This is a genomic window from Paenibacillus sabinae T27 (assembly GCF_000612505.1).
Taxonomy (GTDB): domain Bacteria; phylum Bacillota; class Bacilli; order Paenibacillales; family Paenibacillaceae; genus Paenibacillus_AQ; species Paenibacillus_AQ sabinae.
Map to the genome: position 1 here is coordinate 3,077,984 of NZ_CP004078.1, position 24,270 is coordinate 3,102,253.

A 24,270-nucleotide genomic window follows, 5' to 3' on the forward strand; every position below is an offset into this window, starting at 1 on the left:
CCAGCCGGTTTCCCGGCATTGATTACGGCTTCACGGTCAGCGGTTTGGTCGGCATAGAGTGCTGGGTTCGGGCGGTTACGTGTGACGTCACATGATACATGCCCGCTTCCTCAAGCGTCCCGGCTGCCGTATATTTCCCCTCTTCGTCCAGCTCTCCTTTAAGCTCAAGCTTCTTGGACGAATCGTTGTCATTAACAATCTCAAATAATACTTCATCAGCATCGTCTACCACATCGCCGCCCTGGGTTACCTCAGCTTTAAAGATGATCTCCTGGTTAGCCGACGCACCGGCCGGACTCCAGGTAAGCTCGACCTTGATCGGGTCCATTGACATCTTGGACATATCCATGACAGCTTGATTGTTTCCTTTGGAAGCACAGCCTGCAAGCACTGAAGCGACCATTGCTGCAATCATCAAGGCATATCCAATCTTTTTCAGGAAGAATCCCGGCATAAGTCCTCCTTAAAGCGGCGAAGTTTGACATGGATTGTTATTACATCATGCGTCAATGCTGCGTTAAGTGTATGACTTCTATTATACATGGATTAACGTCTTTGGGGGATAGCAAACGGGACTTTACGCAGAAAAAAGAGATATTTATCACACACCCGGTTGAACCGGTTCTTGCCGGCATGTAAAAAACCGATATCCCTTTGAAAAGGAATACCGGTCTGCAAAGAACAAAATTGCGGTAATATCAGAGACTTTCTACGAGCGGAAGCAACTCAGATAAATGTTTGATTTCATAGTGGGGGATAATTTCGGGATCGGATGGCTTGCCGGTACGGTTAATCCATACCGTTGTAAGACCTGCCGCCAGACCGCCGCGGATATCCGTTGTGAGCTTGTCGCCAACCATGATGCCCTGCTCCGGCGAAATTTCCAGCCGCTTCAGCGCATGCTCGAAGATCGACGGATCAGGCTTGCCTTTACCAAAGGTTCCTGAGATCACGATATGATCAAAAAATGGAATCAGCTCGGGTACACCATCCAGCTTCTCCTGCTGCAGGGCCGGACAGCCGTTGGTCAGCAGCAGCAGCTTTACACGTCCGCGAAGCGCAGTCAGGATTTCCAGCGTCTCTTCATACATATATGGACGGCTTCTCCGTTCTGCGCCAAATCGTGCAGCCAGCGTCTCCGCCAGGCTCTCATCGTCAATGCCTACAGCCGCAAGTCCCCGGCGCCACGATTCTTTGCGATAGATGGGAGCAAGCTGCTCCATCTTCCGGAACTCCTCCTGTTCTCCGGCCGTGAAATTCCCCCACAGCGCTTCAAACGGGTTAATTCCGATCATCTGAGTAAAAGGGTAAGTTTCGTATGACTCGTACAGATTTCTTGCTTCGCGTCTGACTGCAGCTTCCAGTTCCTTGGGGTCCACAGCCTCTCCAGCAGCTTTACAAGCGTATTCAAAAGCTTCCTCAATACTCCGCTCATCCCACAACAGGGTATCATCCAAATCGAACAGTACGGCGGCAATCGGCATTCCATTACTCCCTCTCTATAAAATCTTTATCATTGCTCGCTTATTTGTGTTCCACCGAAATTTTGTGTTGATTGGCAAACTGCTCCATCCGCTCACCCATCACTGAAGTATCAAAACGGTTGAGTAATCTGGAGAAGGTCCATTGGCCCCTCTTGGTGGCTTTTGGCTTAATGCTGACGGAATTCCGCGAAATGACAATCTTCTCGATGTCAGACGCCTCCAGGAACCTCTGGCGGTTAAACTTAAAGGTGGATACACGCGCCCGTTCCACTTTCAAATAAGGGCGGCGGAAGAAAATCATGGCTGCCAGCGCGAAATAGAGCACAACGCCGACCCAATTCAGCATCAGACTGTTTTGGCTGGCCGAAGAAGTGTCGAACTGGCCGATCATCCAGTACAAAATCCCAAGCGCCGCAAGGAGAACGGGAAAGATGATATTCCGTCCTTTGTACACGTCGGTCTGACCTGCCGGGCTTGATCTGTAGATCGACTCCTTACCTTCCTTTTTTCTTCTCTTGTTGATCTGCTGCGAATTGCGTTGAACCATTCTTTCCCAAGAACGGGCCATTTCATTTCCCCCTAGTCTTCCTGAAATATCTATGAAAAGACGGCTGATTAGTGCAAGGGTCTTTGGCCGCCTTGATCATTTCCGTTGCCATCCACAATTTCAATCGAATCCAGCTGAGCGCGGAAATTGCGGCGGACATTGCCAAGATAGATTTCCCGGAGCTTAGCGCGTTCCGCCAGCTCTTCTTCATTAAGCCCTTCACTCTTATGTTTGCGTGCCAGCTCATTAATACGGTTAACCAATTCATCTATATTCAAAGTTGTTCCCTCCTAGTTGATGCTTGGACTTCTTTCGGGTAGGGCCTGGAATCCCTTAACCGGTGCGTCAAGCTCTAAATTCATTCTAACTTTGCCATGAGAAAAAGAGCTTGTCAAGGCGACCCCTACGCAAGCTCTTCTTATGTTCGTTGGATGATGATTATTCTGTTCGGTTATTTGTACACGGGCACTGACAGGACGGATCCGGCCTGAATATCGGGACTGTTCAAATCGTTATTCCGCTTAATCGCTTCAATGTATACGACTGTTCTCATATCGGACGGTTTATTCTTGACCGCAATACTCCATAGAGTATCGCCGGGCTCCACAACAACCCGCTTCTCCTGCTGCGATGAAGATCCCGAGCTGGCAAAGACCTGACCCACAACGGTAAATCCGGAAATAACGAGGAGAAGCACAATCGCAATTTTGAACAGATTCTGCATGGATGAAAAGGGATAGGATCTCGTAACAACTGCTTTGGCAGATTTACCTGATGGATACATATGATGAGAAACAGAATTTCGTTCCGGCGTTGTCGCTTCAAGAGTTCCATTGTAAATACTTTGGTATGTACTGTATTTTAACATCATTCATCGACCTCCAAACACTTGTTCTTGCTTGCAAAAATAATATAGCACGAACATGTGTTTCGATCAAGAGGTTTTTCGAACAATTGTTCGCTTGTGTTTTAGAACTTACGTTTGTGCGAACGGAGGTTCTGTGTTATAATTCTCCCAAACATTACTAGATAGATGGGGTGTATTCCGATGTCAAAAATTTCGAGTCGCCAGCTGGCGATCCTGGAATTTATACGTAACGAAGTTCGCAGTAAGGGGTATCCGCCCTCTGTCCGGGAAATTGGCGAAGCCGTCGGTCTGGCTTCCAGCTCCACCGTACACGGACACCTCGACAGGCTGGAGAAGAAAGGGCTTATCCGCCGTGACCCCACGAAGCCGCGCGCTATCGAGCTGCTGGGTCAGGAAGATTCAGAGAATGTACATCAATTCGTTCAGACGATTGCACGGGTGCCGGTTGTCGGGAAGGTAACCGCTGGCGTGCCGATTACAGCCACGGAGAATATCGAGGATTATTTCCCTCTGCCTACCCATTACGTAGGAGAAAATAAGGTCTTCATGCTCTCCGTTATGGGTGACAGCATGATTGAAGCCGGTATCATGAACGGCGATTACGTTATCGTCCGTCAGCAGCAGACCGCCGACAACGGCGATATCGTGGTGGCCATGACCGAAGACGATGAAGCTACGGTCAAAACCTTCTATAAGGAACGGGATCACATCCGGCTCCAGCCTGAGAATCCCGCCTATGAGCCGCTTCGCCTTAACCGGGTAAGCATTTTGGGCAAAGTGATCGGGTTATTCAGAGACATTCATTAATAAGTTAGCGAGAAAGAGCGGCCTGTCGTTGAACAAAGCCGCTTTTTTTATTTTTCTGCCAGCTTAATATGCGAACCTCAGCAAAGAAAACCGGTAAGCCTAATAAGGCACGGTGCCAGCCCTCTCCGCATAATTTATTCCGTAAAGGAGTGCTGAGAGATGCCCAATTACCGGATCATTGTCGATTTGTCGGATCGCATGCTGTATCTGCTGGATAACAATAATGTCGTTAGGGGATTCCCCATAGGAATCGGCAAGATGCTTACCCAGACACCGGTCGGAGAATATACGATTGTGAACAAACAGCCGAATCCGGGAGGACCTTTCGGCGCGTTCTGGATGGGCCTTTCCCGGCCACATTACGGCATTCACGGTACGAATAATCCCGGCTCGATCGGCCATCTGGTCTCGCATGGCTGCATCCGGATGTACAATACTGACGTTCTTGCTTTATCCCGGATCGTTCCGCTGCATACGAGGGTCACAATACGGCAGTAGGCTGAGATGCTTTTTTCACCGATTGGGACGGCAAAGATTGAACCATTCGAGGATTATTCGCCATTGCTACATCAATGTAAAGCTCGTCTTTTGAATTCGGATGAACACATTCTTGAACACTCCCGCACGTTCGGAACTAAGGGAGCCCCTTTTTCATTTCTTATTCTTATCAGATCGATTATTAAACGCCAGCTCGAACAGTCCTGTAGCCGACAAGCCCGCAAGTCCCCCGGCCCATATCCGCAGAGGTACATCCAGATCGGTAAATGGAAACGACGCCCAGCCAATGAACAGGCCAATAACAACTCCAATCAGCGGAATGATTCTTTTTGGCGGGTTGAATGTAGTCTTGACAAGCTGCACTACCGACATCACAAAAATGGATAGTACCGATGCAAAAGCCAGGACGTCGCTTAAGTTTTGATTATCCACTACTATCCCCCATTTCAATATTGGATAGCCCCTGCTTCCTCTCTACCCAGTAAATTCCGACAGACATTAGAATGTTTGGGCTCCTATACCAATCTTTCTCGTCTGGGGATCGATGAAAAAAATAAAACACGCCCGCAATCGGCGTGTTTTAATATGCACTTAAGTCAGGAAACATCATTCCGGGACCATTCCTATGGGAAAGCGTATCGAAAAGCATCCACCACAACCTCCCTCCCCTGAATGTCTTTTAAAGCTAAAAACCCTTGACGCCTGAGGCGCCAAGGGCTTCCTTAGTATTCTTAGTACAGCGTGAGGTATTGATTTCTTTCCCAGTCATGCACCTGCGTCCGGTAGATATCCCATTCGATCTCTTTCAGCTCGTAGAAATGGGCAAGAGCATGTTCACCCAGCGCATCGGTAATAACAGGGTTCCGGATCAATTCACCCAGCGCTTCCTTCAGGTCGGACGGCAGACTCGGGATGCCTTCCTCGATCCGTTCTTCTTCGGACATAATGTAAATGTTCCGGTCGATCGGAGCCGGAAGATCAAGCTGACGCTTGATTCCGTCCAGACCGGCTTTCAGCATCACCGCAAGCGCCAGATAAGGGTTGGCTGCCGGGTCCGGATTCCGGACTTCAATACGTGTGCTGAGGCCCCGGGATGCCGGTATACGGATCATCGGGCTGCGGTTGCTGGCCGACCAGGCGACATAGCAAGGCGCTTCATATCCGGGAACCAGACGCTTGTAAGAGTTCACCGTAGGGTTCGTGATTGCGGCAAACGCACGCGCATGCTTCAGCAGGCCTGCCATGTAGTTGCGCCCGGTGTCGCTGAGGCCAAGCTCATCGTTCTCATCGTAGAAGGTGTTCTCGGCGCCTTTAAACAGCGACTGGTGGCAGTGCATGCCCGAACCGTTCATTCCGAACAGCGGCTTAGGCATGAACGTGGCATGCAGTCCGTGCTGGCGGGCAACGGTCTTCACAACCAGCTTGAACGTCTGAATCTGGTCGGCCGCTTTGATGGCATCGGCATATTTAAAGTCGATTTCGTGCTGACCGGAAGCCACCTCATGGTGGGAAGCTTCGATTTCAAAGCCCATTTCCTCCAGAGTCAGAACGATTTCGCGACGGCAGTTCTCTCCAAGGTCCATCGGAGCCAGATCGAAGTAGCCCCCCTGATCATTCAGCTCCGTCGTCGGATTGCCCTTCTCGTCGGTCTGGAACAGGAAAAATTCAGGCTCGGGTCCCACGTTCATGGCCGTATAGCCCATTTCACTCGCTTCTTTAATGCAGCGCTTCAAAATACCGCGCGGATCACCGGCAAACGGCGTTCCATCCGGCATATAGACATCACAAATAAGACGGGCTACGCGGTCTTCCGTCACCCATGGGAAGATTACCCAGGTGTCGAGATCGGGATATAAATACATGTCGGATTCTTCGATGCGTACATAGCCTTCAATGGAAGAGCCGTCGAACATCATTTTGTTGTCCAGCGCCTTCTCCAGTTGGCTAACGGGAATTTCCACGTTCTTGACCGTGCCAAGCAGGTCGGTAAACTGGAGACGAATGAACCGGACATTCTCTTCCTTGGCAATGCGCAAAATATCTTCTTTACTAAAGCTCACTATACCCTCTCCCTTTCGCGCTTCTGTATGTGTTATTTATTGAAAAACCGGGATAACTCCCCTTGAATGAGAGAGACTTGCCCCGGTCTTTTCCCGGAAACCAACTCCTGCTTGAGCAGCCTGTGGAGTTGGGAATCGGACAGCTCGCGCCGCCGGACTTCCGTGTCGGGGGTAATAACGGTTGCTTCTTCGGACTCCTTCGATACCGGGTTCATCACCTGTTTGATGCCGGCAATATTGACTCCTTTTTCAATCAATGCCTTGATTTCAAGCAAGCGCTCCACGTCGTTAAAAGAGAATAATCTCTGGTTGCCCGAGGTGCGCGCCGGAACAATCAGACTATGCTGCTCATAATAGCGGATTTGCCGTGCAGACAAATCAGTAAGTTTCATTACAATTCCAATTGGAAATAACGCCATATTTCTGCGGATTTCATCACCCATGACTCATCCAACCTTCCAATGATCTTTTTCTCATCTCATTGTACATTTCCGGCTATGACGTGTCAATGGTGTGTAAGATATACTCACAACTTATTCTAATATGCTTACAGCAGGTTGCGTTCACGCATGCTCTGCAAGGCCATCAGCACACCGTATTTCACATGAGAGTAGGTCAATCCTCCCTGCATGTACCCAATGTAAGGCGCACGAATCGGAGCGTCCGCAGAGAGTTCCAGGCTCCCACCTTGAATGAAGGTCCCCGCCGCCATTATGACCGGATGCTCATACCCCGGCATGTCCCAGGGCTCCGGAACGGCATGGCTGTCCACAGCGGCCGCCCGCTGGATACCCTGGACGAAAGCAATCAAATGCTCCGGTCCGTCAAAAGAGATCGCCTGGATAAGATCAGTCCGCGGCTCCCGCCATGCGGGCTTCGTCGTGAAGCCGCAGCGTTCAAAGACTGCAGCGGCAAAGATGCTGCCTTTCAGCGCTTGTCCGACTGTGTGTGGCGCCATAAAAAGGCCCTGGTACAGTCCCCGGGTCGTCCCCAGCATCGCTCCGACTTCGCCGCCGATTCCCGGCGCCGTCAGCCTGTAAGCGGCTAGTTCGACCAGGTCCCTGCGGCCGCAAATATATCCGCCGGTCTCGGCGATTCCGCCGCCCGGATTTTTGATCAGGGAACCCGCCATGAGATCAACGCCGACCTGGGTAGGCTCCAGCTTCTCCGTGAATTCCCCGTAGCAGTTATCAACGAAGACAATAACATGCGGTGCCATTTCCTTGATTCTAGCGGACATTTCTCCAATCTGGCTGACAGTAAAAGATGAACGCCAGTCATAGCCTCGGGACCGCTGAATTCCAATGACCTTCGTCTTCGGAGTAAGCGCCAGGGCAACCTCTGCCCAGTCGATTTCTCCGTCTTCCGTCAGCGCTGCCTCCCGATAGTTTATCCCGAAATCAGCCAAGGAACCCGTCCCGTCTCCGGGCTTGCCGATCACCTTATGCAGCGTATCGTAAGGCCGTCCGGTAATGTACAGCAGCTCGTCCCCCGGTCGGAGTACACCGAACAGCGCCGTCGAAATCGTATGCGTTCCCGATGCAAAATGGGGCCGGACCAGCGCCGCTTCCGCACCGAATACCTCCGCATATACAAGGTCCAGCACCTCGCGTCCCCTATCGTTGTATGCGTATCCAGTAGAACCGGCAAAATGAAAATCGCTGACCTGGTGACGCTGGAACGCCTCAATGACTTTCCATTGATTGAAATCAACGATCCGGTCAAGAACCCGGACCGCCTCCTGAATTTCCGCTTCGGCCGCTTCTGCAGCTTGTAATATATCTTCTGAAAATAATGACATTTACGCCTTTCTCTCCTTACATTTACTTCCCATAATCATAACAGGAAGCGACATCAAGGTGTCACTTCCCAATTTGTACAATAGGATTATTTGGTAAATAAGTTATGCCAAACCTGGTAATTCGCGCAAATGAACACCCCGGAATGCGGCTCTAGTCCTGGTCGGTATGATTCACAAAATCGGCCAGCATGTAGCCCCATTTTTCGTAATCGTCCTTGTTCACCCGAACGCTGTATAACGTGTCATCCTCTTCAAAGGACTGATCCAGCACATCTCCGACCCGATACAGCAGGGAAGATAGATCCCCCCGGCTGGATGGGATCCGGAAGCTCAGTGTGTCTCCGGACAGCTCATTTTGAATCGTATCCTTAATCCGGTCCAGATCCTCCGCGTTAAAAGCGCTGACCTTCAAATAACCCGAACCGCCAGGCAGCATCTCCAGCTGCTCCGGGCGGCACAGATCGCTCTTGTTGAACAGAACGATCTGCGGCTTCCCAGATGCGCCGAGATCCTCCAGAATCGTCTGCACAACATCCATTTGCTCTTCCTGCATCGGGGAGGAAGCATCGACCACATGAAGCACAAGATTCGCCTCGTTGACTTCTTCAAGTGTCGCACGGAACGAGGCAACGAGGTCATGCGGCAGATTCTGGATGAATCCGACCGTATCGGTCAGCACGACGCTCTTGCCGCCAGGCAGCTCAAGCAAACGCGAGGTTGGATCAAGCGTAGCGAACAGTTGATTCTCGATATATACATCGGCATCGGTCAGCTGCTTGAGCAGCGTGGATTTGCCGGCATTCGTATAGCCGACAAGAGCCACCTGCACCACGCCGCTCTTGCGCCGCCGCTCGCGGTGCAGATTCCGTGTCTTCACCACCTCGTCAAGCTGGCGCTTCAGTTCGCCGATCCGGTCACGGATATGCCGGCGGTCGGTCTCCAGCTTGCTCTCCCCGGGACCTCTTGTACCAATGCCGCCGCCCAGCCGGGACAGGTTCTTGCCATGACCCGACAGACGAGGCAGCAGATAAGACAGCTGGGCCAGCTCCACCTGGATTATCCCCTCGCGGGTCTTGGCCCGGCCGGCGAAAATATCCAGAATGAGCTGGGTACGGTCGATAATCTTCAGATCGAGGGCTTCCTCCAGGTTACGTACCTGGGCCCCAGACAGCTCCTGATCGAAGATTGCCGTATTGGCGCCCAATCCGTCTGCGGCCATACGCAGCTCTTCGACCTTGCCCTTGCCGATGAACCATTTGGAATCGGGGGTTTCCTTATTCTGGCGAAGCACTTCCAGCACTTCAACGCCGGCCGTCTCCGCCAGTTGAACAAGTTCCTGAAGCGAATATTCGGGATCGATTCCCGACCGTTTCACTTCATCGGTTACAAGACTGACCAATATGGCCCGGTCCTGAATTTCCAAATTTGTATCATGCGTCGTAGTTGCCATATCCATTCTCCTCTTGCGGTTGATTCTAATGCTCAAAACGCCCGCCCTACAGTTTGAAGTCTTCGGTCCGCAGGGTCATCAGTTCCTGCTTGCCCGGACTGTTATGCTCGTACTGGTTAAGAAGCCTTACCGCCTGGCTGCGGATCGCTTTCTCGATCGCGTTGCGCACATAGCGGGCATTGCTGAAGGCATGCGGGCTTTCGTCTTTTTCCAGCATGACATGCTGCTTTAATTTGAGTATCGCCTGCGGCATCAAAATGTAATCCCGCTCCTTCGCCATCAGCTCGGCGATCTGAACAAGCTGGTCGATGGTGTAATCGGGAAACTCGACCTGGATCGGAAAACGGGAGGGCAGCCCCGGATTACTCATCAGAAAATATTCGATCTCACTGGAGTATCCGGCCAGGATCAGCACGAACTGGCTGCGGTGGTCTTCCATCGCTTTAACGAGCGTATCGATCGCTTCTTTGCCGAAGTCTTTATCCCCGCCCCGGGCAAGGCTGTACGCTTCATCAATGAAGAGAATGCCGCCCAGCGCTTTTTTGACAAGATCCCGGGTCTTCTGTGCGGTATGTCCGATGTACTCACCCACCAGATCGGCCCGCTCGACTTCGATAAGATGTCCCTTGGACAGCACGCCCATACGCTGAAACAGTTTGGCCACGATTCGCGCAACCGTCGTCTTGCCGGTGCCCGGATTCCCTTTGAATACCATGTGATACGCCTGAGCGCCGCTTGCAAGACCCGCATCGGTCCGCATTTGGGCAACCTGCAGCAGGGCGTATATTTCGAATACAAGCTCTTTAATATTATCCAAACCTACCAGCGCGTCCAATTCGCTGCCAATCTCCTGAAAAAGGCCGATCTGCGCGCTATTCCTGGAAGCCGACGATTCGTTGATCGCCGATGTACCGCTTACCGCCGGCGTATCGTGATTGCGCAGTACGATATTGATTTGCCGCGATGGTCTGCCTTCGTCCCGCCCGCTAGAAGCTGCGCTGCGTATGTTCATGGGTTCACCTCGTTACATAGGCTTCAGTGTTCTACTCAAGTCTATTCCCGGGTTCCGGGCGTTATTAGCAGATTCGCCATTTTCCCATTTCAACCTTCATAACACCTGCTGGAGCTTCCATTTGGTATAGGCTAAAATTTCCCTCGTCTTATACTTGGCCATTGACATCGTCTGTGAATCGGTCAGTCCGAGTTCGGGATTGGAATATCCTAGCTCATCGGCTATTTCCAGCGCTCTCCGCCCATGAAACGTATGCGTGATTACCACCGCTGTGGACCAGCCCCCCCGCTGCATAATCTCCCGGCTGTACAGCAGATTCTCATAGGTGGATGTCGCTTCATTCTCTACGGCAACCGCATGGTCCGGAACGCCCCTGGCAATCAGATAATTGCGCATTCCCTGGCCCTCGGTATACGTATACCCCGGTTTATCAAGCCCGCCGGTGACGATAAAATGGGAAAACACGCCCTGCTTATACAGCTTCAGCCCATAGTCAAGCCGCTCCTTAAGCCCCGGACTTGGCTCGTCGCCCCACATTGCCATGCCGAGAATGATGCCCGCATCCGCTTTATTCATCGGAGAAGTCGTTTCGGCCCGATTGATTAGAGTCAGCACATAGGCGCTCCAGATCAGCCCGGCTGCAAGGAGAAGTACCAATGTAACCAACGGTATCCGTCCGAAACGCCATTTCCGCTGGCCCGTTAACGCCCGGATCGGCGAAGAACCGCCTAAATGCCTTTGCATTTACGATTTCCTCCTGAATTCTCCATGGTGGAACAATTCGGCGCGGTGCTTCAAGGAGAGGGCAAAATAAGGAAAGGCATGAGCGTCAATCCCGCGCATAATATTCCGTGCGGTGTTCCACGCCAAATTGTAATCGCTGTCCGAAATATCGCCCCGTTCGAGCGCCTCCTCCAGCTCGTCTTCATCCAGCAGGAACACTTCGCCGTTCCATAGAACGACCACATCCAGATACAGATCGTCAAACCAGGGAACCCCTTGATCGGTAACCCCCTGAACCTTGCAGGTGTCTATATACCATTGAATGATATTTTGCCGTTCGTCGAACATTGCCGTAACAATATAATGACTGTCCTTGGGAAAATACTGCAGCCATGAATATCCTTTATCCGCAATCCGGTATGTATGCCGGCCATAGCTTTTCCACAGCGGCTCTTTCAAGCCGTAAATCGTGTAAAGGGTGATGTATCCGCTGAATTCCCGGCTTTCGACATAGCGGCAGGCGAACCCACGGCGCGTAATCCGGCGCCAGTTGGCCCGGTCTCCGAATTTACGTTTCATATAATAACCCTCTCCAATATGGTGTCTTCAGCTTACCACATTTAGGAGGCACACTCAAAATTCCATCCCTGAAAAAAAGAAAACTCCGGCAGGCCGGTTCTTCCGTAGGAAACGGAAGGGCCGGCTCGCCGGAGCAATGTTTCTAATAGCATTATGCTGACTTGTCGTTACGCTTCTCTTTCTTATCCGATCCCGCTCCGGGGACTGACGCCGGGTCTGCTCCATTGTCAGGCATGACCGCTCCGGCGGGGCTTACGGCTGGCACAGGAGAAGACGGCTGCGCGGAATCCTGCTGGGCCGGTGTTGGCGACGGTGCTGCGGGATTACCCTCGCCTTCCGGGCTGCCGCCTCCATTTCCGTTGCCGTTGCCATTCCCATTCCCATTTCCGTTGCCATTACCATTGCCCTGTCCCGGTTCGCCCGGGTTGCCTCCGGCGCCATTATCTCCGTTTCCTCCCTGACCGGGCGAATCCGTAGGGAGACCCGGTTCAACCGATGGCGTCGGTTCGACCGACGGCTCCGCACCCTCGATGAGCACCGAGACCGTATTGGAAGGATCGCTTTCCATACCGGGGTCCGGATAGAATGCCTTCACATAGTACTCATAGGTCAGGCCCGCCATCGCGCTCAGATCCGCCGCGTTCGGCGTCAGCGTACTGATCAGCATACTGAAGTCGCCTTCCGAGGTCTCCTTGCGGTACACCCGGTATTCCGCTCCCGGGGTCTGGACAGGCGTCCACGACAGGTTAACGGTTCCGGTCGAGGAATCGTACTGAGCCGTCAGACCGCTGACCGCCTGGAGTTGATCCGGCGCCTTGGATGGCTCCGGAAGCTCGAAGTTATCGGGTTTCGGGAACGATTTCTCCGGATAGTTCTTAACGACTTCGCCCATGACCTTGCCCCAGAACGCGGCGGCCAGCGGGCTGCTGTTCTTCAGCAGATGCTTCCGGTCCGGATTGTCGTAACCCATCCACACCGCTGCCGTAAGCTCGGGCGTGTAGCCAACGAACCAGACGTCGCGGTTAGAGTCGACGCCCTTGTAGCCGCTTTGGGTCGTACCGGTCTTGCCGGCAACGGGACGGTCGATTCTCGCTTTTCTGCCTGTTCCGCTCTGCACGACCTCCTGCAACATCTCGGTCATTTGGTATGCAGTGCTATCCTTCATGACGCGCTCGGCGCGAGTATCGGCCTTATATACCGTTTCGCCCGTGCTGTCCGTTATGGACTTGATGGCGTAAGCCTGGCGAAGCTCACCGCCATTTGCGAATGCGGTATACGCCTGGGCCATCTCAAGCGTATTGGTGCCTTTGGCCATGCCGCCAAGGGCGAGCGACAGGTTCTTGTCGTCATCCTGGAGGCCAATGCCCATTTTTTTGGCAAAATTGAAGCCTGTTCGCACACCAATCTGGTCAAGCAGCCACACGGCCGGAATATTCTCCGACTTCGTCAGCGCTTCGGTCATGCTGATCGTTGACGAATACCCGTGCAGATTGGTCGGGCAGTAATCGCCGAAGCACTGCTTCTCGTTGCTGATCTGAGAGTTGATTGAGAATTCGCCCGATTCCAAGGCAGGAGCGTACGAGACGATCGGCTTGATCGACGATCCCGGCGAACGCCGGCTGCCGGTGATACGGCTGTAGCCTTTTTTCTCGTAATTCCGTCCGCCGAGCAGAGCGACAATGCTGCCGTTCTCCTGATTGATGATGACCATCGAACCCTGCACCGGCTCGTCGTCGACGCTTTTTTCAAAATTGTCGCTGTCGGCAAAAGCGTTCTCGACCGTCTGCTGCGCATCCTTGTCCATGGTCGTGTAGATTTTGTAGCCGCCAATGTTAAGATCGTCTTCGGTCAGTCCGAATTTGTCTGAAGCTTCGTCGATCGCGTAATCGATAAAAGCCTGATAGCGCTGCTTGCTTGCCGGCGGCTTGTAGTTGTAATTGATCGCCTTGGCCTCGTTCATTTCGTCCTGCGTAATGTACCCCTGTTCATTCATCAGCTGAAGGACGACCGCTCTGCGATCCTTGGACAGCTCGGGGTTACGGAGCGGATTGTAGCGGGAAGGACCTTTGGGCATCGCCGCCAGCGTCGCGATCTGCCACATCTTCAGCTTGCTTAGGTCGCTAACACCGAAATAGTGCTCGGACGCAGCCTTAATGCCGTAAACGGTGCCTCCGAAGTTGATCCGGTTCAGATACAGCGTAATGATCTGATCCTTCGTGTACTGGCGCTCCAGGGCCATGGCGATGGACATCTCCGTCGCTTTGCGGAAGAATGTTTTATCCCGGGTCAAAAAGATGTTCTTGGCAAGCTGCTGCGTGATCGTGCTGCCGCCTTCGACCATGCTTCGGGCCACAACGTCTTTGACTGCCGCCCGTCCGATCGACCATAGATCGACCCCTTTATGCTCGTAAAATCGTTTATCCTCCGTCGCGACAAAAGCATCCTTGATGATCTTGGGAATCTGTTCGCTCTTGACCGGTTCGCTCTTTTCCAAAGCGAGTTCCCCGATCAGGTTCGCGTTGCGGTCGTAAATCTTGGTTGTTTCGTTGACCGTAAGCTTGCCTTCGTTCTCATTAAGCAGCCTTTCTCCGTTTACCGTAATGAACAGATAACCGCCGAGCGCGCAAAAGATGGCCAAAGCCGTTGTAAAAAACAGCGTCCACAGCACACGGCTGCGGGTCAGCCTTTTCTTCTTTTTCGGCTTGGACGGCTGGCTGCCGCCTCCTTTTTTTCTATGGCGGTTCGACCGTAGTATTTCGTCATTCGACATGTTGCCTCCTGACCCCCCTTAAGGGCAGCTCCATCATATGGAGCCTTTCCTCCAAAGCATATGCTGAATACTTTGCGGGGACTCCAATATATATTTTGTACTGGCAATGAAAAAACAACCTTATTCAGGTTGCTCTCTCACCCTTCTATTCAAACGAATCACAAGCAAAAAAGTTTCGCTTCGAACTCATTCTGGCGTACTGGCAAAATTATTCTTCGGAAGCGTTGTCCTGCATCAGGGAAACGCTGCGCTGCGGCGTAAAGGTCGAAATCGCATGCTTGTACACCATTTGCTGACGTCCGTCGCTGTCAATCACGATCGTGAAATTGTCAAACGCTTTAATAATTCCCCGGATCTGAAAGCCGTTGGTCAAATATACTGTGGCAGGGATATTTTCTTTGCGAAGTTGGTTCAAGAACGTATCTTGGATGTTAATGGACTTGTTCATATGCCGTACCCCCAATGGTTCAATTAGATTGTTCAGAAGTATATTCAAGACCTGAATGAAACTTTCCTGCAATTATATCACGAACTTCCTTAAAATTCCCGGAAAAGTTTCCGCTGTCGGTGACATCAATCCAATGAATATCCTTCATGTGCCGAAACCACGACAGCTGTCTTTTGGCGAAACGCCGCGTATCGCGTTTAAGAAGCGTCACTGATTCTTCCAGCGTCATTTCTCCCTCAAGATAGGCGGCGATCTCCTTGTATCCGAGCCCTTGCATGGAAACGAGGCTACGGCCGCAGCCGCGTTCCATCAGCCTCTTCACTTCTTCGACGAGCCCTTCCGCCAGCATTTCGTCGATTCGCTCTTCAATACGTTTATATAGTATTTGCCTGTCCATTGTCAAACCGATGAGGCAAAGGTTATAGGGAGACTCCGGTTTTTGGGCTGCCGGAGACTCGGAAAGCGGCGTATTCGTCTGCCGGTAAATCTCCAGGGCGCGGATAATCCGGCGCCGGTCGTTTGGATGCAGCCGACCGGCGCTGGCCGGGTCAACTTCGGCAAGCTTCGCGTGCAGCGCCAGCGCGCCATGCTCATCCGCGAACCGGTCCATCTCCGCGCGGAACGCCTCGTCGGCAACGGCCTCGGAGAAACGGAAGCCGTAGCAGAGAGATTCAATATAAAGGCCCGTTCCTCCTACGATGAACGGCAGCTTGCCGCTTTCGGTTATTTCGCCGATCAGCCTCCGGCCTTCGGTCTGGAACTCAGCTGCCGAGTAAGGCTCCCGAGGATCGAGGATATCGATCAGATGATGGGGAATCCCCTCCATCTCGGACGGCTTGATTTTGGCGGTGCCGATATCCATGCCGCGGTAGACCTGCATCGAGTCGCCGGATATAATCTCCGCCTGGAATTCATCGGCGATCGATAGGCTCAGCCGGGTCTTGCCGACCGCAGTCGGGCCAAGCAGAACCAGCACGTTCGGTTTGGCTTCATTGGTCAATTGTGATCACCCCGTACGATGTTTTCGTCCCTGGCCGAGGCTGCTCCGCAAATCCAAGTCGGCTGAACTCGCCGCTGCCTCTTTTCTCTTTCAGCACCACCGCTTTGCGGGCAGCCCTGACCGCTTCCGTCACGCTTTCCGGCGACAGCGAATCGCTGTTGGCGTAAGGTCGGAGCGGAGAGATTCCCGACGAATCCTCAAGCGGCTCCCGGAACATCGGATCGAAATAGACAATGTCCACGCTATTGTCCGGAAGCTTCCGCAGGTAGTCCACGTGGTCGCTGTTAACGATATTAATCCGTTGCAGTGCCGCGTCCACCTCACTGATTCCGGAATCGTAGTGGGCCATTCCTGCCGCCAACAGAGCATACAGCGGCAGGGAACTCTCCAGTGCGGTAACACGGGACTGTTCGCCTCCGCGAACGGCAAAGAGCAGCGCATCGGCGCCAAGCCCCGCCGTGCAGTCGAGCACGCTGTCGCCGGGAACCATTCCGGCTGCTTCAAGCAAGGGATCGCTTTCCCCCTTTAATATCCGCTTGGCACGGACAAAACCCATGCTCGGGTGGAACTGAAGCTGAGGCCGGTCCGGCCTCAGCAATCGTACGCCATGAAGCAGCACGACCAGCGCCTCTTCGCCACCGCAGCGCGTGAGAAGCTTGGACATCGATTGGTTGCCGCGCGGCACGTAGGGAACGCCCAGCTGCTTGGCCAGACGCTCCGCGCGCTCGGCTACCTCGGTTAGCGGGCGGTCGCCCGTAGTTATAATCATACTGCCTCCGTAATTGCAAACTGGAAATTAAAATTTGTAATATTCATCTCATTTATCATTAATCACATTACCCGCTTGAACAGTTTCTCCAAATCGTAAGGTGAAAAAGATATGACAATCGGTCTTCCATGCGGGCACGTATAAGGCTGCCGGCAGGCTGATAGCCGCGACAGCAGACTCTCGACCTCCTGCTCCGTCAGCTTCTGATTCGCTTTGATCGAGGCTCTGCAGGAGCATAAAATCGACGATTTCTCGCGGAGCTTGGCCAGGTCGATATTCCGCTCGCCAAGCACCCACTCCGCCATTTCCTCTATGATTTCCTTCTCTTCCCCTTTGGGGAACCAGTAGGGAAGCGAACGGACGAGAAACGTCTGGCCGCCAAAATGCTCCAAATAGACGCCGGCCTGCTCGAACCACTGCAGACGCTCGCCGAGCAGCTTGCTTTCCGAAGGAGTGAATTCCAGCGTGATTGGCAGCAGCAGCTCCTGCGAGGCTTCGGCAGGACGGCCGAACTTCTCGAAGTAATACTCGTAATTGATGCGTTCATGCGCCGCATGCTGATCGATCAGATACAGCCCTCCATCGTTCTGGGCGATAATATAGGTTCCGTGATGCTGGCCGATATAATTCAGCTCGGGGAATGGCGGCAGACCTGATGTCTCGCTTCCGGCCGGAGCCCACAGTTCTTCAGTTCCGGGAACAGGCTGCTCCTTACGAGGACCCGTTCCAGAACCGGTACGGTATCCCCCGTATGCCGCGCCGTCGCGCAGCTGAGGCTGGAACGATCCGCCCGCATAGGATGTGCTGCGCTCTCCTCCCCGAGTCTTGCCGGAGGACCTATCATCATAGGGAATGGAAGGCGAATAGGCTCTTGAGGCGGCAGCCTCGGAGGCGGCGTCTGAAGTTACCGAACGCGGATTCGGACCGCGCCAGGCGCCAGGCTGCTCCGTAAGGTCAGTCGATAACGTAACATCTGCCGCGTTTGTTGAAGATTCATCCGCCCCTGCTCCCGTTTCTTGAGAAACTTTAAGCCCGGCCCCCTGTTCCTTCACTTCATCTATCGAACCATTGAATTTCGGCGAAGCCTTCGGAAAAGCAAACTGCTCCTGAATAAAAGAGGTGCTGCCTTTCGGGCCAATCGTCTCCCTGCCGGGCCGGGGGATCAGATTTTCGCCGAGCAGCGCTTTGCGGATCTCCTGCTCCACGAGCTGATACAGCTCGGGTTCCTTGCTGAACCGGACCTCCAGCTTCGCGGGATGCACATTGACATCCACTAGCGAAGGATGCATATCCAGCTTCAGGACGAGCAGCGGATAGCGGTTGATCGGCAGCAGCGTATGGTACGCGCGCATGATGGCCGCATTCAGCCCGTTGCTGCGGATATTCCGGCCGCCGACAATGGTTGTAATCGCGTTCCGGTTGGACCTCGTCCAGTCCGGGCGGCTCACGTAGCCCGAAATCCGGTAATCGGGATCTTCGGCATGCACAGGCAGCATCGCTTTGGCGGCCGATGTTCCGTATACGGCGGCAATGACCTGCAGCAGATCGCCGTTGCCGAGTGTATGCAGCAGCTGGTTGCCGTTATGCTGCAGCGTAAAGGATATTCCGGGATGGGCCAGCGCCATCCGGTACATGGCGTCGGAGATATGGCCGAGCTCCGTCTGGATGCTCTTCATATATTTCAGTCTTGCCGGGGTATTGTAGAACAATTCCCTGACGGTCATCTCCGTTCCCCTGCCGTGGGCGGTGTCCTCACTTGCTGTCAGCTTCCCGCCCTCAATCTCAAGTCGTCTTCCTCTGCCGTCGTCGGAGCTCGCCGTCGTCAGCGACACTTTGGCGACGGCGGCGATGCTGGGCAGCGCCTCGCCCCGGAAGCCGAGGCTGGTGATTTGAAACAGGTCGCGTCCATTCTCGATTTTGCTCGTGGCGTGACGGTAGAAGGCCGTCTCGCAATCCTCCGGTTCGATGCCCGAACCGTTATCCTTGACCCGGATGCTCTGCAGCCCCCCTTCCTCCACAGCTACTTCGATCCGGGTGCTGCCCGCGTCGATGGCGTTCTCCACAAGCTCCTTCACAACCGAAGCCGGCCGTTCCACCACTTCCCCGGCGGCAATCTGGTTGGCAATATGCTCGTCCAGCACATGGATTTTGACCATTTCCATTCACCTCCGATTCCGCTAACGCTTTATTTGGATCTCATCTTCATCTTTAAATCATTGAGCAGCTGCATCGCCTGAAGCGGCGTCATATTCATCAAATCCGCCGCCCCGACCGCAGCCATAATGTCATCCGCGACCGAATGCTCGTGATGCCCAGCGTTCGGCTTGCGTTCGCGCCGCGGCTCCTCGTCGCCGAAGATGGAGAGCTGCACGACTTCGCCGCTTTCTTCCGCTGGCTCGGCCAGATGCGCCGCCGTCTCCCGGAGGGCGAGTTCGGAAACGCCCAAGCTCCCTTCATTCCGGGACGGGAAGCTGCCTGCTGAACCGGCAGCGGTTTCTCTTATGCCATCCGGTTTCGTCGATCCTAAGGCTAACGTCACGCCGCTGTGAACTTCAACGGGGTGAACCACCTCCCCAGTCGAGGGAGCCGCAGCGGAATGCTCGATTTGCTGTAGCAGGCCGTACGCGCGGTCGATAATGCTGCCGGGCAGCCCGGCCAGGCGCGCGCAGTATATCCCGTAGCTGCTGTCCGCCGCGCCGGGGATCAGCTTGCGGAGGAAATGAACCTTGTCTCCGCTCTCCTGAACCGCCATCGAATAATTGCGAAGGCCATCCAGCGTGTCCTCCAAATGGGCCAGCTCATGAAAATGCGTGGATACAAGCGCCTTGCAGCCGATGTGATGGTGCACGTACTCGATAACCGCCTGGGCAATCGCCATACCTTCGCTCGTAGAGGTTCCCCGGCCCAGTTCATCGATGATGATCAGACTGCGCGGCGTCGCTTTTTCAGTCATAAGCTGAATGTCGGCCATTTCGACCATAAAGGTACTCTGTCCGCCGATCAGGTCATCCGCTGCTCCGATCCGGGTGAAAATCCGGTCGATGACCGGGATTTCGGCCTTGTCGGCCGGAACGAAGCATCCTACCTGCGCCATAATGCAGATCAAGGCGACCTGGCGCATATAGGTGCTTTTTCCAGCCATATTCGGACCAGTAATCAGCAATATCCTTCCGTCATCCTGAACGAGACCGGCGCCGTTCGCGATAAAGGATGCATCCTTCAGCACCGCCTCGACGACGGGATGCCGCCCGCCGACGATCCTTAAGTCAAAGCCCTCGGTAAGCGCCGGTTTCACAAAACGCTGCTCCGCACTGACCGCGGCAAGGCTTTGGTATACGTCGATTTCGGCTACTTTTTCAGCCAGACGCTGCAGTCTGGGAATCTGGGCGCTCAGCCGCTCACGCAGCTCGGAGAACAAAGTGTATTCAAGGTCGGTCATCTTGTCCTGCGCTTCCAGAATCAGCGCTTCTTTCTCTTTCAATTCCGGGGTCACAAAACGCTCCGCATTGGCGAGCGTCTGCTTGCGCTCATACCTTCCTTCAGGCAGGGATGCCAGGTTGGAGCGGGTGATTTCAATATAATAGCCAAAAACCTTGTTGTATCCAATCTTCAGTGACTTGATTCCGGTAGCCAGACGCTCCCTTGCCTCCAGCTCCGCGATCCACTGTTTGCCGCTGCTGCTCGCTTCCCGAAGCTCGTCCAGCCGGGCGTGGCATCCAGGCCGGATAATCCCGCCGTCTCGGACAGATACCGGAGGATCGTCGACAATCGTCGCTTCAATGTCCTCCCGCAGGTCGGTGCACTCATCTATCGCTTCGCCGATCTCCCGCAGGGTGGACGAACCGGAAGCCAGGCACAGCTCTTTAAGCGCCGGAATCTGCGCAAGCGACAGCTTCAGAGCGTTCAGGTCGCGGCCGTTCGCGCTTCCGTAAGCCACCCGTCCGGTAAGCCGCTCCAGATCATAGATTTCTTTGAGAGCCAACCGCAGATCCTCGCGTACGATGAACTGATTGTACAAATAGTCTACAGCCTCAAGCCGCCGCTCAATCCGGGTGCGCTGCAGGAGCGGCTTGTCGATCCGCCGCCGGAGTAGCCGGGCGCCCATCGAGGTCTCCGTACGGTCGAGCAGCCAGAGCAGCGAGCCCTTCTTGGAGCGTTCGCGTACAGTCTCGGTCAGCTCCAGATTGCGCCGGGTGAACGGGTCCAGAATCATATAATTCCCCGGCTCATACGGGGAGATTTGGCTGAGCTGCCCGAGTGACCTGCGCTGCGTTTCGCCAAGGTACGAGATCAGCAGTGCGACGCACTGGGCGCGCTCGCTCTCAAGGCGGGCCCAGGCCGCTTCGCCGAACTGGCGCCGTGCCCCGTCTTCGTCTTTCTTCTCCCAAGGCGTATAGACGACCGGCTTCGCTCCCGGCACCGTCTCGGTCCGGACATTCTCGAGCAGCCGGCCGTCTCCGATGATTTCCGCCGGCTCGTACAGGCCGATTTCGCCGCGAAGCGTGTCCGCCCCAGAGGGCGAAGAGGTCACATAGAGCTCCCCGGTCGTCAGATCGCACGCGGCAAGCGCCGTCATCTCGTTCACTTCCGTAACACAGACCAGATAATTATTGCTTTTGTCCGCGAGCGACTTGCCTTCCATCACCGTTCCGGGGGTCACGACGCGAACGATATCCCGCCGCACCATGCCCTTGGTTGTCGCCGGATCATCAAGCTGCTCGCAGATCGCAACTTTGTATCCTTTTTCGATCAGACGCTGTATGTAGCCCTCCGCGGCATGGTAGGGGACTCCGCACATCGGAATGCGCTCGTCGCCCCCGCCCTCCCGGCCAGTCAGGGTAATTTCCAGTTCCTTGGAAGCCAGCAGAGCGTCTTCAAAAAACATCTCATAGAAATCGCCCAGCCGGAAAAAAAGGAAGGCATCCTTCGCCCCTTCCTTGACTTTTAAGTATTGCTCGATCATCGGTGTATATTTCGCCATTGTAAACCTCCAGGCCGTAGCATGCTTATCCACTATTATAACAGAAACCGTACCGGCAAGCTTAAGCCGGAAGACGGCCGCAAACGGCGGGATTCATTGACGCAGCCAATGATCTCCCGCCAGACGCGTGCAAAGTATATTATCATAAAACCCAAGTCTTCGCCTAGAGCAAAGAAAAACGCCCCAATACGTCCTTATGTGGACGATGGAGCGTTTCTCGTGGCAGAGTACTGCTGTTTCACCAGCGAAATAATCAAAACAATACGCCCAAAAGCGCAAAAGCAGCCGCCCCGAAATTCCAGCGGTAAAACCGCCAATAAGCATGCGCCGGTTCAAGGCGCATGCTCTCCGCACCACAGCCCGCGGACATCGCGGGTTTCGTCCCAGGTCCGGCCCGCTTCGATCAGGCGCAGCAGCGGCTCGATAGCGTCAGCCGCAGCCGCGTACCCTTCCAGCGCCCGAAGCTGCGCTTTCAGCGGCTCGAACGCGGCGCGAAGCGGCGGCTTGTCGCCGCGGTAATACGCGGCGTGCAGGTCTTCCCGGTCGAGCGGGCGCAGCGGCAGGTCTTCATAATGGCTCACGATCAGGTGAGCCAGCGTGACCGCGCCCCGGGCGATGACCGGGGACACAAGGAAGCTCGGCAGGGTCCGGTACTCGAAGCCGCCGTGCGGCTGGAGCCGGAAATCGCCGAGCACGCCGTAGCGCGGACGCCGCCCGCCGGCCCGGGCGTCCTCCAGCAGCGCGATGGGCAGCGCGAGGTAGCTGTCCAGCGCGCGCAGCAGCGGCGCCGTCAGCGTGACGCCGCTGAAGTGCAAGTGCCCGCCGAGGGCCCAGCCCCTCAGCGGCATTCCTCCTGCCAGCCAGCTTAGGCTGCGGTCGGCAATGAGCCGGTCCGCCTGCCTGGCGGCGGACCTCAGCTGCGCCAGCAGCGCGCGCGGCTCCCCGCGCGGCCGGGGGCGCAGCTCCGCCACCGGGAACGCGCCGCGCGTTCCCGGTGGTCCGGCGTCGCAGCCGGCGACGCCGTCCGCGGGCAGGTACCGCGACGCGGGCACGACGCGGCCGGTGGAGACCCGGAGCAGGAGGAACTCCGGGTCCATACCCATGACGAGGTCCGGCCGTCCGGGCCGTTCCCTCTCCAGCGCGGCGCGAAGCGCCGCCTCAGCCGAGCGGTATAGCTCGGGCATGGAACCGCCGGCCCCGGTTTTCGGCGGGCGGATGGCCTCAACCGTAAACCGCCGCTCTCCCCTGGCGGCGATCAGCACCTCTCCGCAGTCTAGGCCGAGGCAGTACAGCGCTTTGGCGGCCAGACTGCCCAGCCGCTTCGGCAGGCTTCCCCGGGCCAGAAAAGGAACCGCCGCGTTTGCGGCCGGGCTTCCCGAAGACTCTCTGCCCTCCGAAAGACGCGGCCGGGGCCGGGCCGTGAGCAGCGGCGCCGCCGGTCCCATCCCGAGGCCCGCTCCGAGTGGAGTGATCTCAAGCGGAGCCAAATTATGAACCTTGACCCGGTAACGCTGGCGATAATGCGCTTCCCCGCCCCCTTCCGACTCCGCCAAGCTTCTATTCAAGCCGCCGGGACTCCCCGACCGGCGATCTTGGCCAGAGCCAGCGCCTTCTCCAGACACAAGATAGGCCTCGATTCCGCTGCGCCGAAGCCGGCTTTCCCTGCCTTCGGGCGTCAACGCTTGATAAACATGGATTCCCTCATTCATGTCCTGTCCCCCCGAAGCTCATAGTCAGTTATGTATACAAGGCGGTCCCCTCTTTACGCCCGAAAAAAAACAAAAAAAGGAGGGCATCCGCCCTCTACGCCGCCGCTCCCGGTTCATATAATGGAACATATCCGCTCCCGCACAATAGAAAGAGCCGGCGGGTCCGGTTCAGCCCCCTTAAAACCGGGCGGCGGCGTATCTTGCTTACAGCTCATCGTCCAACGCGTCGGAGTCCAGATCCTCGAAGTCGAAGCCTTCGGATTCAAAATCGAAATCCTTGTCTTCCGGATCACTCTCGTCATTGCTGACGAATACGCGAACCTTGGTTTCAGCCACCAGCTCGGCCTCGAATTCGCGTTCCACCCGGATCGTTACGCTGCCGCCGCCAGGCGATACCCCCGCTTCCACACAGTTCGGCTCCTGCGTTGCCTCCGCAGAAACCTCCACGGTGGAAGCCCGGTGTTTCGGGTCGAGATACGAAAGCGAGATCGGCTCCACATAAGACACGGTCTCTTTCGCCACCTCGGTTTGCTTGTTTTTGTCGTACGAATACCAGATGTTGATATCGTAAGTACCGATTACCTCAATTCCGTTCCCGGCGGCAACCGCTTCGTACTGGTGGTTGATGATCCAAGCCCCCAAAATACTCGTCGGATGATGTGGCGGAGTTACGGTATGGGTTACGGTGGAGAACTTACGACCCTTGCCACAGATCGCTTTCGTAATGATCTCCCTTGTTTGGCGTTTATGGCCTAATGACATCT

The 24,270-nt window shown here is 54.9% G+C and carries 24 protein-coding genes; 3 read left to right on the plus strand and 21 right to left on the minus strand.

Annotation, left to right across the window (positions count from 1 at the left end; all coding sequences use genetic code 11):
* Positions 1-22: 22 nt before the first annotated feature.
* The 5 genes from PSAB_RS14100 to PSAB_RS14120 form a co-directional block, all read right to left on the minus strand.
* Positions 23-454: a FixH family protein gene (locus tag PSAB_RS14100; protein ID WP_038595894.1), complete on the minus strand. Its 432-nt coding sequence runs from the start codon at positions 452-454 to the stop codon at positions 23-25.
* 244 nt (positions 455-698) lie between these two features.
* Positions 699-1,484 carry an HAD family hydrolase gene (locus tag PSAB_RS14105; RefSeq protein ID WP_025335229.1) on the minus strand — a complete coding sequence of 262 codons (786 nt, stop codon included), beginning with the start codon at positions 1,482-1,484 and terminating at the stop codon, positions 699-701.
* A 40-nt stretch (positions 1,485-1,524) separates the two neighbouring features.
* Positions 1,525-2,052 carry a hypothetical protein gene (locus tag PSAB_RS14110; protein WP_025335230.1) on the minus strand — a complete coding sequence of 176 codons (528 nt, stop codon included), beginning with the start codon at positions 2,050-2,052 and terminating at the stop codon, positions 1,525-1,527.
* Positions 2,053-2,099: 47 nt separating this feature from the next.
* Complete coding sequence (locus PSAB_RS14115) at positions 2,100-2,309, minus strand: DUF896 domain-containing protein (RefSeq protein ID WP_025335231.1); 210 nt, start codon at positions 2,307-2,309, stop codon at positions 2,100-2,102.
* 173 nt (positions 2,310-2,482) lie between these two features.
* Positions 2,483-2,902, minus strand: coding sequence for a LysM peptidoglycan-binding domain-containing protein (locus PSAB_RS14120; protein WP_051529774.1), 420 nt, complete (start codon positions 2,900-2,902; stop codon positions 2,483-2,485).
* Positions 2,903-3,079: 177 nt separating this feature from the next.
* Between PSAB_RS14120 and lexA the strand changes: the two genes are divergently transcribed.
* Both lexA and PSAB_RS14130 read left to right on the plus strand, forming a co-directional pair.
* Positions 3,080-3,706 carry a transcriptional repressor LexA gene (gene lexA / locus PSAB_RS14125; RefSeq protein WP_025335233.1) on the plus strand — a complete coding sequence of 209 codons (627 nt, stop codon included), beginning with the start codon at positions 3,080-3,082 and terminating at the stop codon, positions 3,704-3,706.
* 159 nt (positions 3,707-3,865) lie between these two features.
* Positions 3,866-4,204 (plus strand): L,D-transpeptidase, encoded by a 339-nt coding sequence (locus PSAB_RS14130; RefSeq protein ID WP_025335234.1) that lies wholly within the window; start codon positions 3,866-3,868, stop codon positions 4,202-4,204.
* 153 nt (positions 4,205-4,357) lie between these two features.
* On the opposite strand, the gene PSAB_RS14135 is transcribed toward PSAB_RS14130, so the two are convergent.
* The 15 genes from PSAB_RS14135 to PSAB_RS25795 all read right to left on the minus strand — a co-directional run bounded on the left by PSAB_RS14135 (position 4,358) and on the right by PSAB_RS25795 (position 22,900).
* Positions 4,358-4,636: a holin gene (locus PSAB_RS14135; protein ID WP_025335235.1), complete on the minus strand. Its 279-nt coding sequence runs from the start codon at positions 4,634-4,636 to the stop codon at positions 4,358-4,360.
* A gap of 299 nt (positions 4,637-4,935) precedes the next feature.
* Positions 4,936-6,264: a type I glutamate--ammonia ligase gene (glnA, locus tag PSAB_RS14140; protein WP_025335236.1), complete on the minus strand. Its 1,329-nt coding sequence runs from the start codon at positions 6,262-6,264 to the stop codon at positions 4,936-4,938.
* A gap of 32 nt (positions 6,265-6,296) precedes the next feature.
* Positions 6,297-6,707 (minus strand): MerR family transcriptional regulator, encoded by a 411-nt coding sequence (locus PSAB_RS14145; RefSeq protein ID WP_019910684.1) that lies wholly within the window; start codon positions 6,705-6,707, stop codon positions 6,297-6,299.
* A gap of 104 nt (positions 6,708-6,811) precedes the next feature.
* Positions 6,812-8,065, minus strand: coding sequence for a methionine gamma-lyase family protein (locus PSAB_RS14150; RefSeq protein ID WP_025335237.1), 1,254 nt, complete (start codon positions 8,063-8,065; stop codon positions 6,812-6,814).
* A 151-nt stretch (positions 8,066-8,216) separates the two neighbouring features.
* Positions 8,217-9,515, minus strand: a complete 1,299-nt coding sequence (gene hflX, locus PSAB_RS14155) for a GTPase HflX (protein WP_025335238.1) — start codon at positions 9,513-9,515, stop codon at positions 8,217-8,219.
* Positions 9,516-9,561: 46 nt separating this feature from the next.
* Positions 9,562-10,527: an AAA family ATPase gene (locus tag PSAB_RS14160; protein ID WP_025335239.1), complete on the minus strand. Its 966-nt coding sequence runs from the start codon at positions 10,525-10,527 to the stop codon at positions 9,562-9,564.
* Between the two features lie 96 nt (positions 10,528-10,623).
* On the minus strand, positions 10,624-11,271 hold the full coding sequence (locus tag PSAB_RS14165) for a YdcF family protein (protein ID WP_025335240.1): 648 nt from the start codon (positions 11,269-11,271) through the stop codon (positions 10,624-10,626).
* Positions 11,272-11,829, minus strand: a complete 558-nt coding sequence (locus tag PSAB_RS14170; protein WP_025335241.1) for a ribonuclease FAU-1 family protein — start codon at positions 11,827-11,829, stop codon at positions 11,272-11,274.
* Positions 11,830-11,980: 151 nt separating this feature from the next.
* On the minus strand, positions 11,981-14,599 hold the full coding sequence (locus PSAB_RS14175; protein WP_025335242.1) for a transglycosylase domain-containing protein: 2,619 nt from the start codon (positions 14,597-14,599) through the stop codon (positions 11,981-11,983).
* A 208-nt stretch (positions 14,600-14,807) separates the two neighbouring features.
* Entirely contained in the window at positions 14,808-15,047 is a 240-nt protein-coding gene (hfq, locus tag PSAB_RS14180) for an RNA chaperone Hfq (RefSeq protein ID WP_025335243.1), read from the minus strand.
* A gap of 19 nt (positions 15,048-15,066) precedes the next feature.
* Positions 15,067-16,047, minus strand: coding sequence for a tRNA (adenosine(37)-N6)-dimethylallyltransferase MiaA (gene miaA, locus PSAB_RS14185; protein WP_025335244.1), 981 nt, complete (start codon positions 16,045-16,047; stop codon positions 15,067-15,069).
* Positions 16,037-16,816 carry a class I SAM-dependent methyltransferase gene (locus PSAB_RS14190; protein WP_025335245.1) on the minus strand — a complete coding sequence of 260 codons (780 nt, stop codon included), beginning with the start codon at positions 16,814-16,816 and terminating at the stop codon, positions 16,037-16,039. The genes miaA and PSAB_RS14190 overlap by 11 nt, the downstream gene beginning before the upstream one ends.
* A 62-nt stretch (positions 16,817-16,878) precedes the next feature.
* Complete coding sequence (mutL, locus tag PSAB_RS14195; RefSeq protein WP_025335246.1) at positions 16,879-18,972, minus strand: DNA mismatch repair endonuclease MutL; 2,094 nt, start codon at positions 18,970-18,972, stop codon at positions 16,879-16,881.
* Positions 18,973-19,001: 29 nt separating this feature from the next.
* Positions 19,002-21,797, minus strand: coding sequence for a DNA mismatch repair protein MutS (mutS, locus tag PSAB_RS14200; RefSeq protein WP_025335247.1), 2,796 nt, complete (start codon positions 21,795-21,797; stop codon positions 19,002-19,004).
* A gap of 332 nt (positions 21,798-22,129) precedes the next feature.
* Complete coding sequence (locus tag PSAB_RS25795) at positions 22,130-22,900, minus strand: putative amidoligase domain-containing protein (protein ID WP_158442592.1); 771 nt, start codon at positions 22,898-22,900, stop codon at positions 22,130-22,132.
* Here PSAB_RS25795 and PSAB_RS25800 point away from each other — a divergent pair.
* Entirely contained in the window at positions 22,899-23,291 is a 393-nt protein-coding gene (locus PSAB_RS25800) for a hypothetical protein (RefSeq protein ID WP_158442593.1), read from the plus strand. The two genes, PSAB_RS25795 and PSAB_RS25800, sit on opposite strands and share 2 nt — an antisense overlap.
* Before the next feature lie 419 nt (positions 23,292-23,710).
* Here PSAB_RS25800 and PSAB_RS14210 read toward each other — a convergent pair whose 3' ends face one another.
* On the minus strand, positions 23,711-24,268 hold the full coding sequence (locus tag PSAB_RS14210; RefSeq protein WP_025335249.1) for an outer spore coat protein CotE: 558 nt from the start codon (positions 24,266-24,268) through the stop codon (positions 23,711-23,713).
* Positions 24,269-24,270 lie beyond the last annotated feature (2 nt).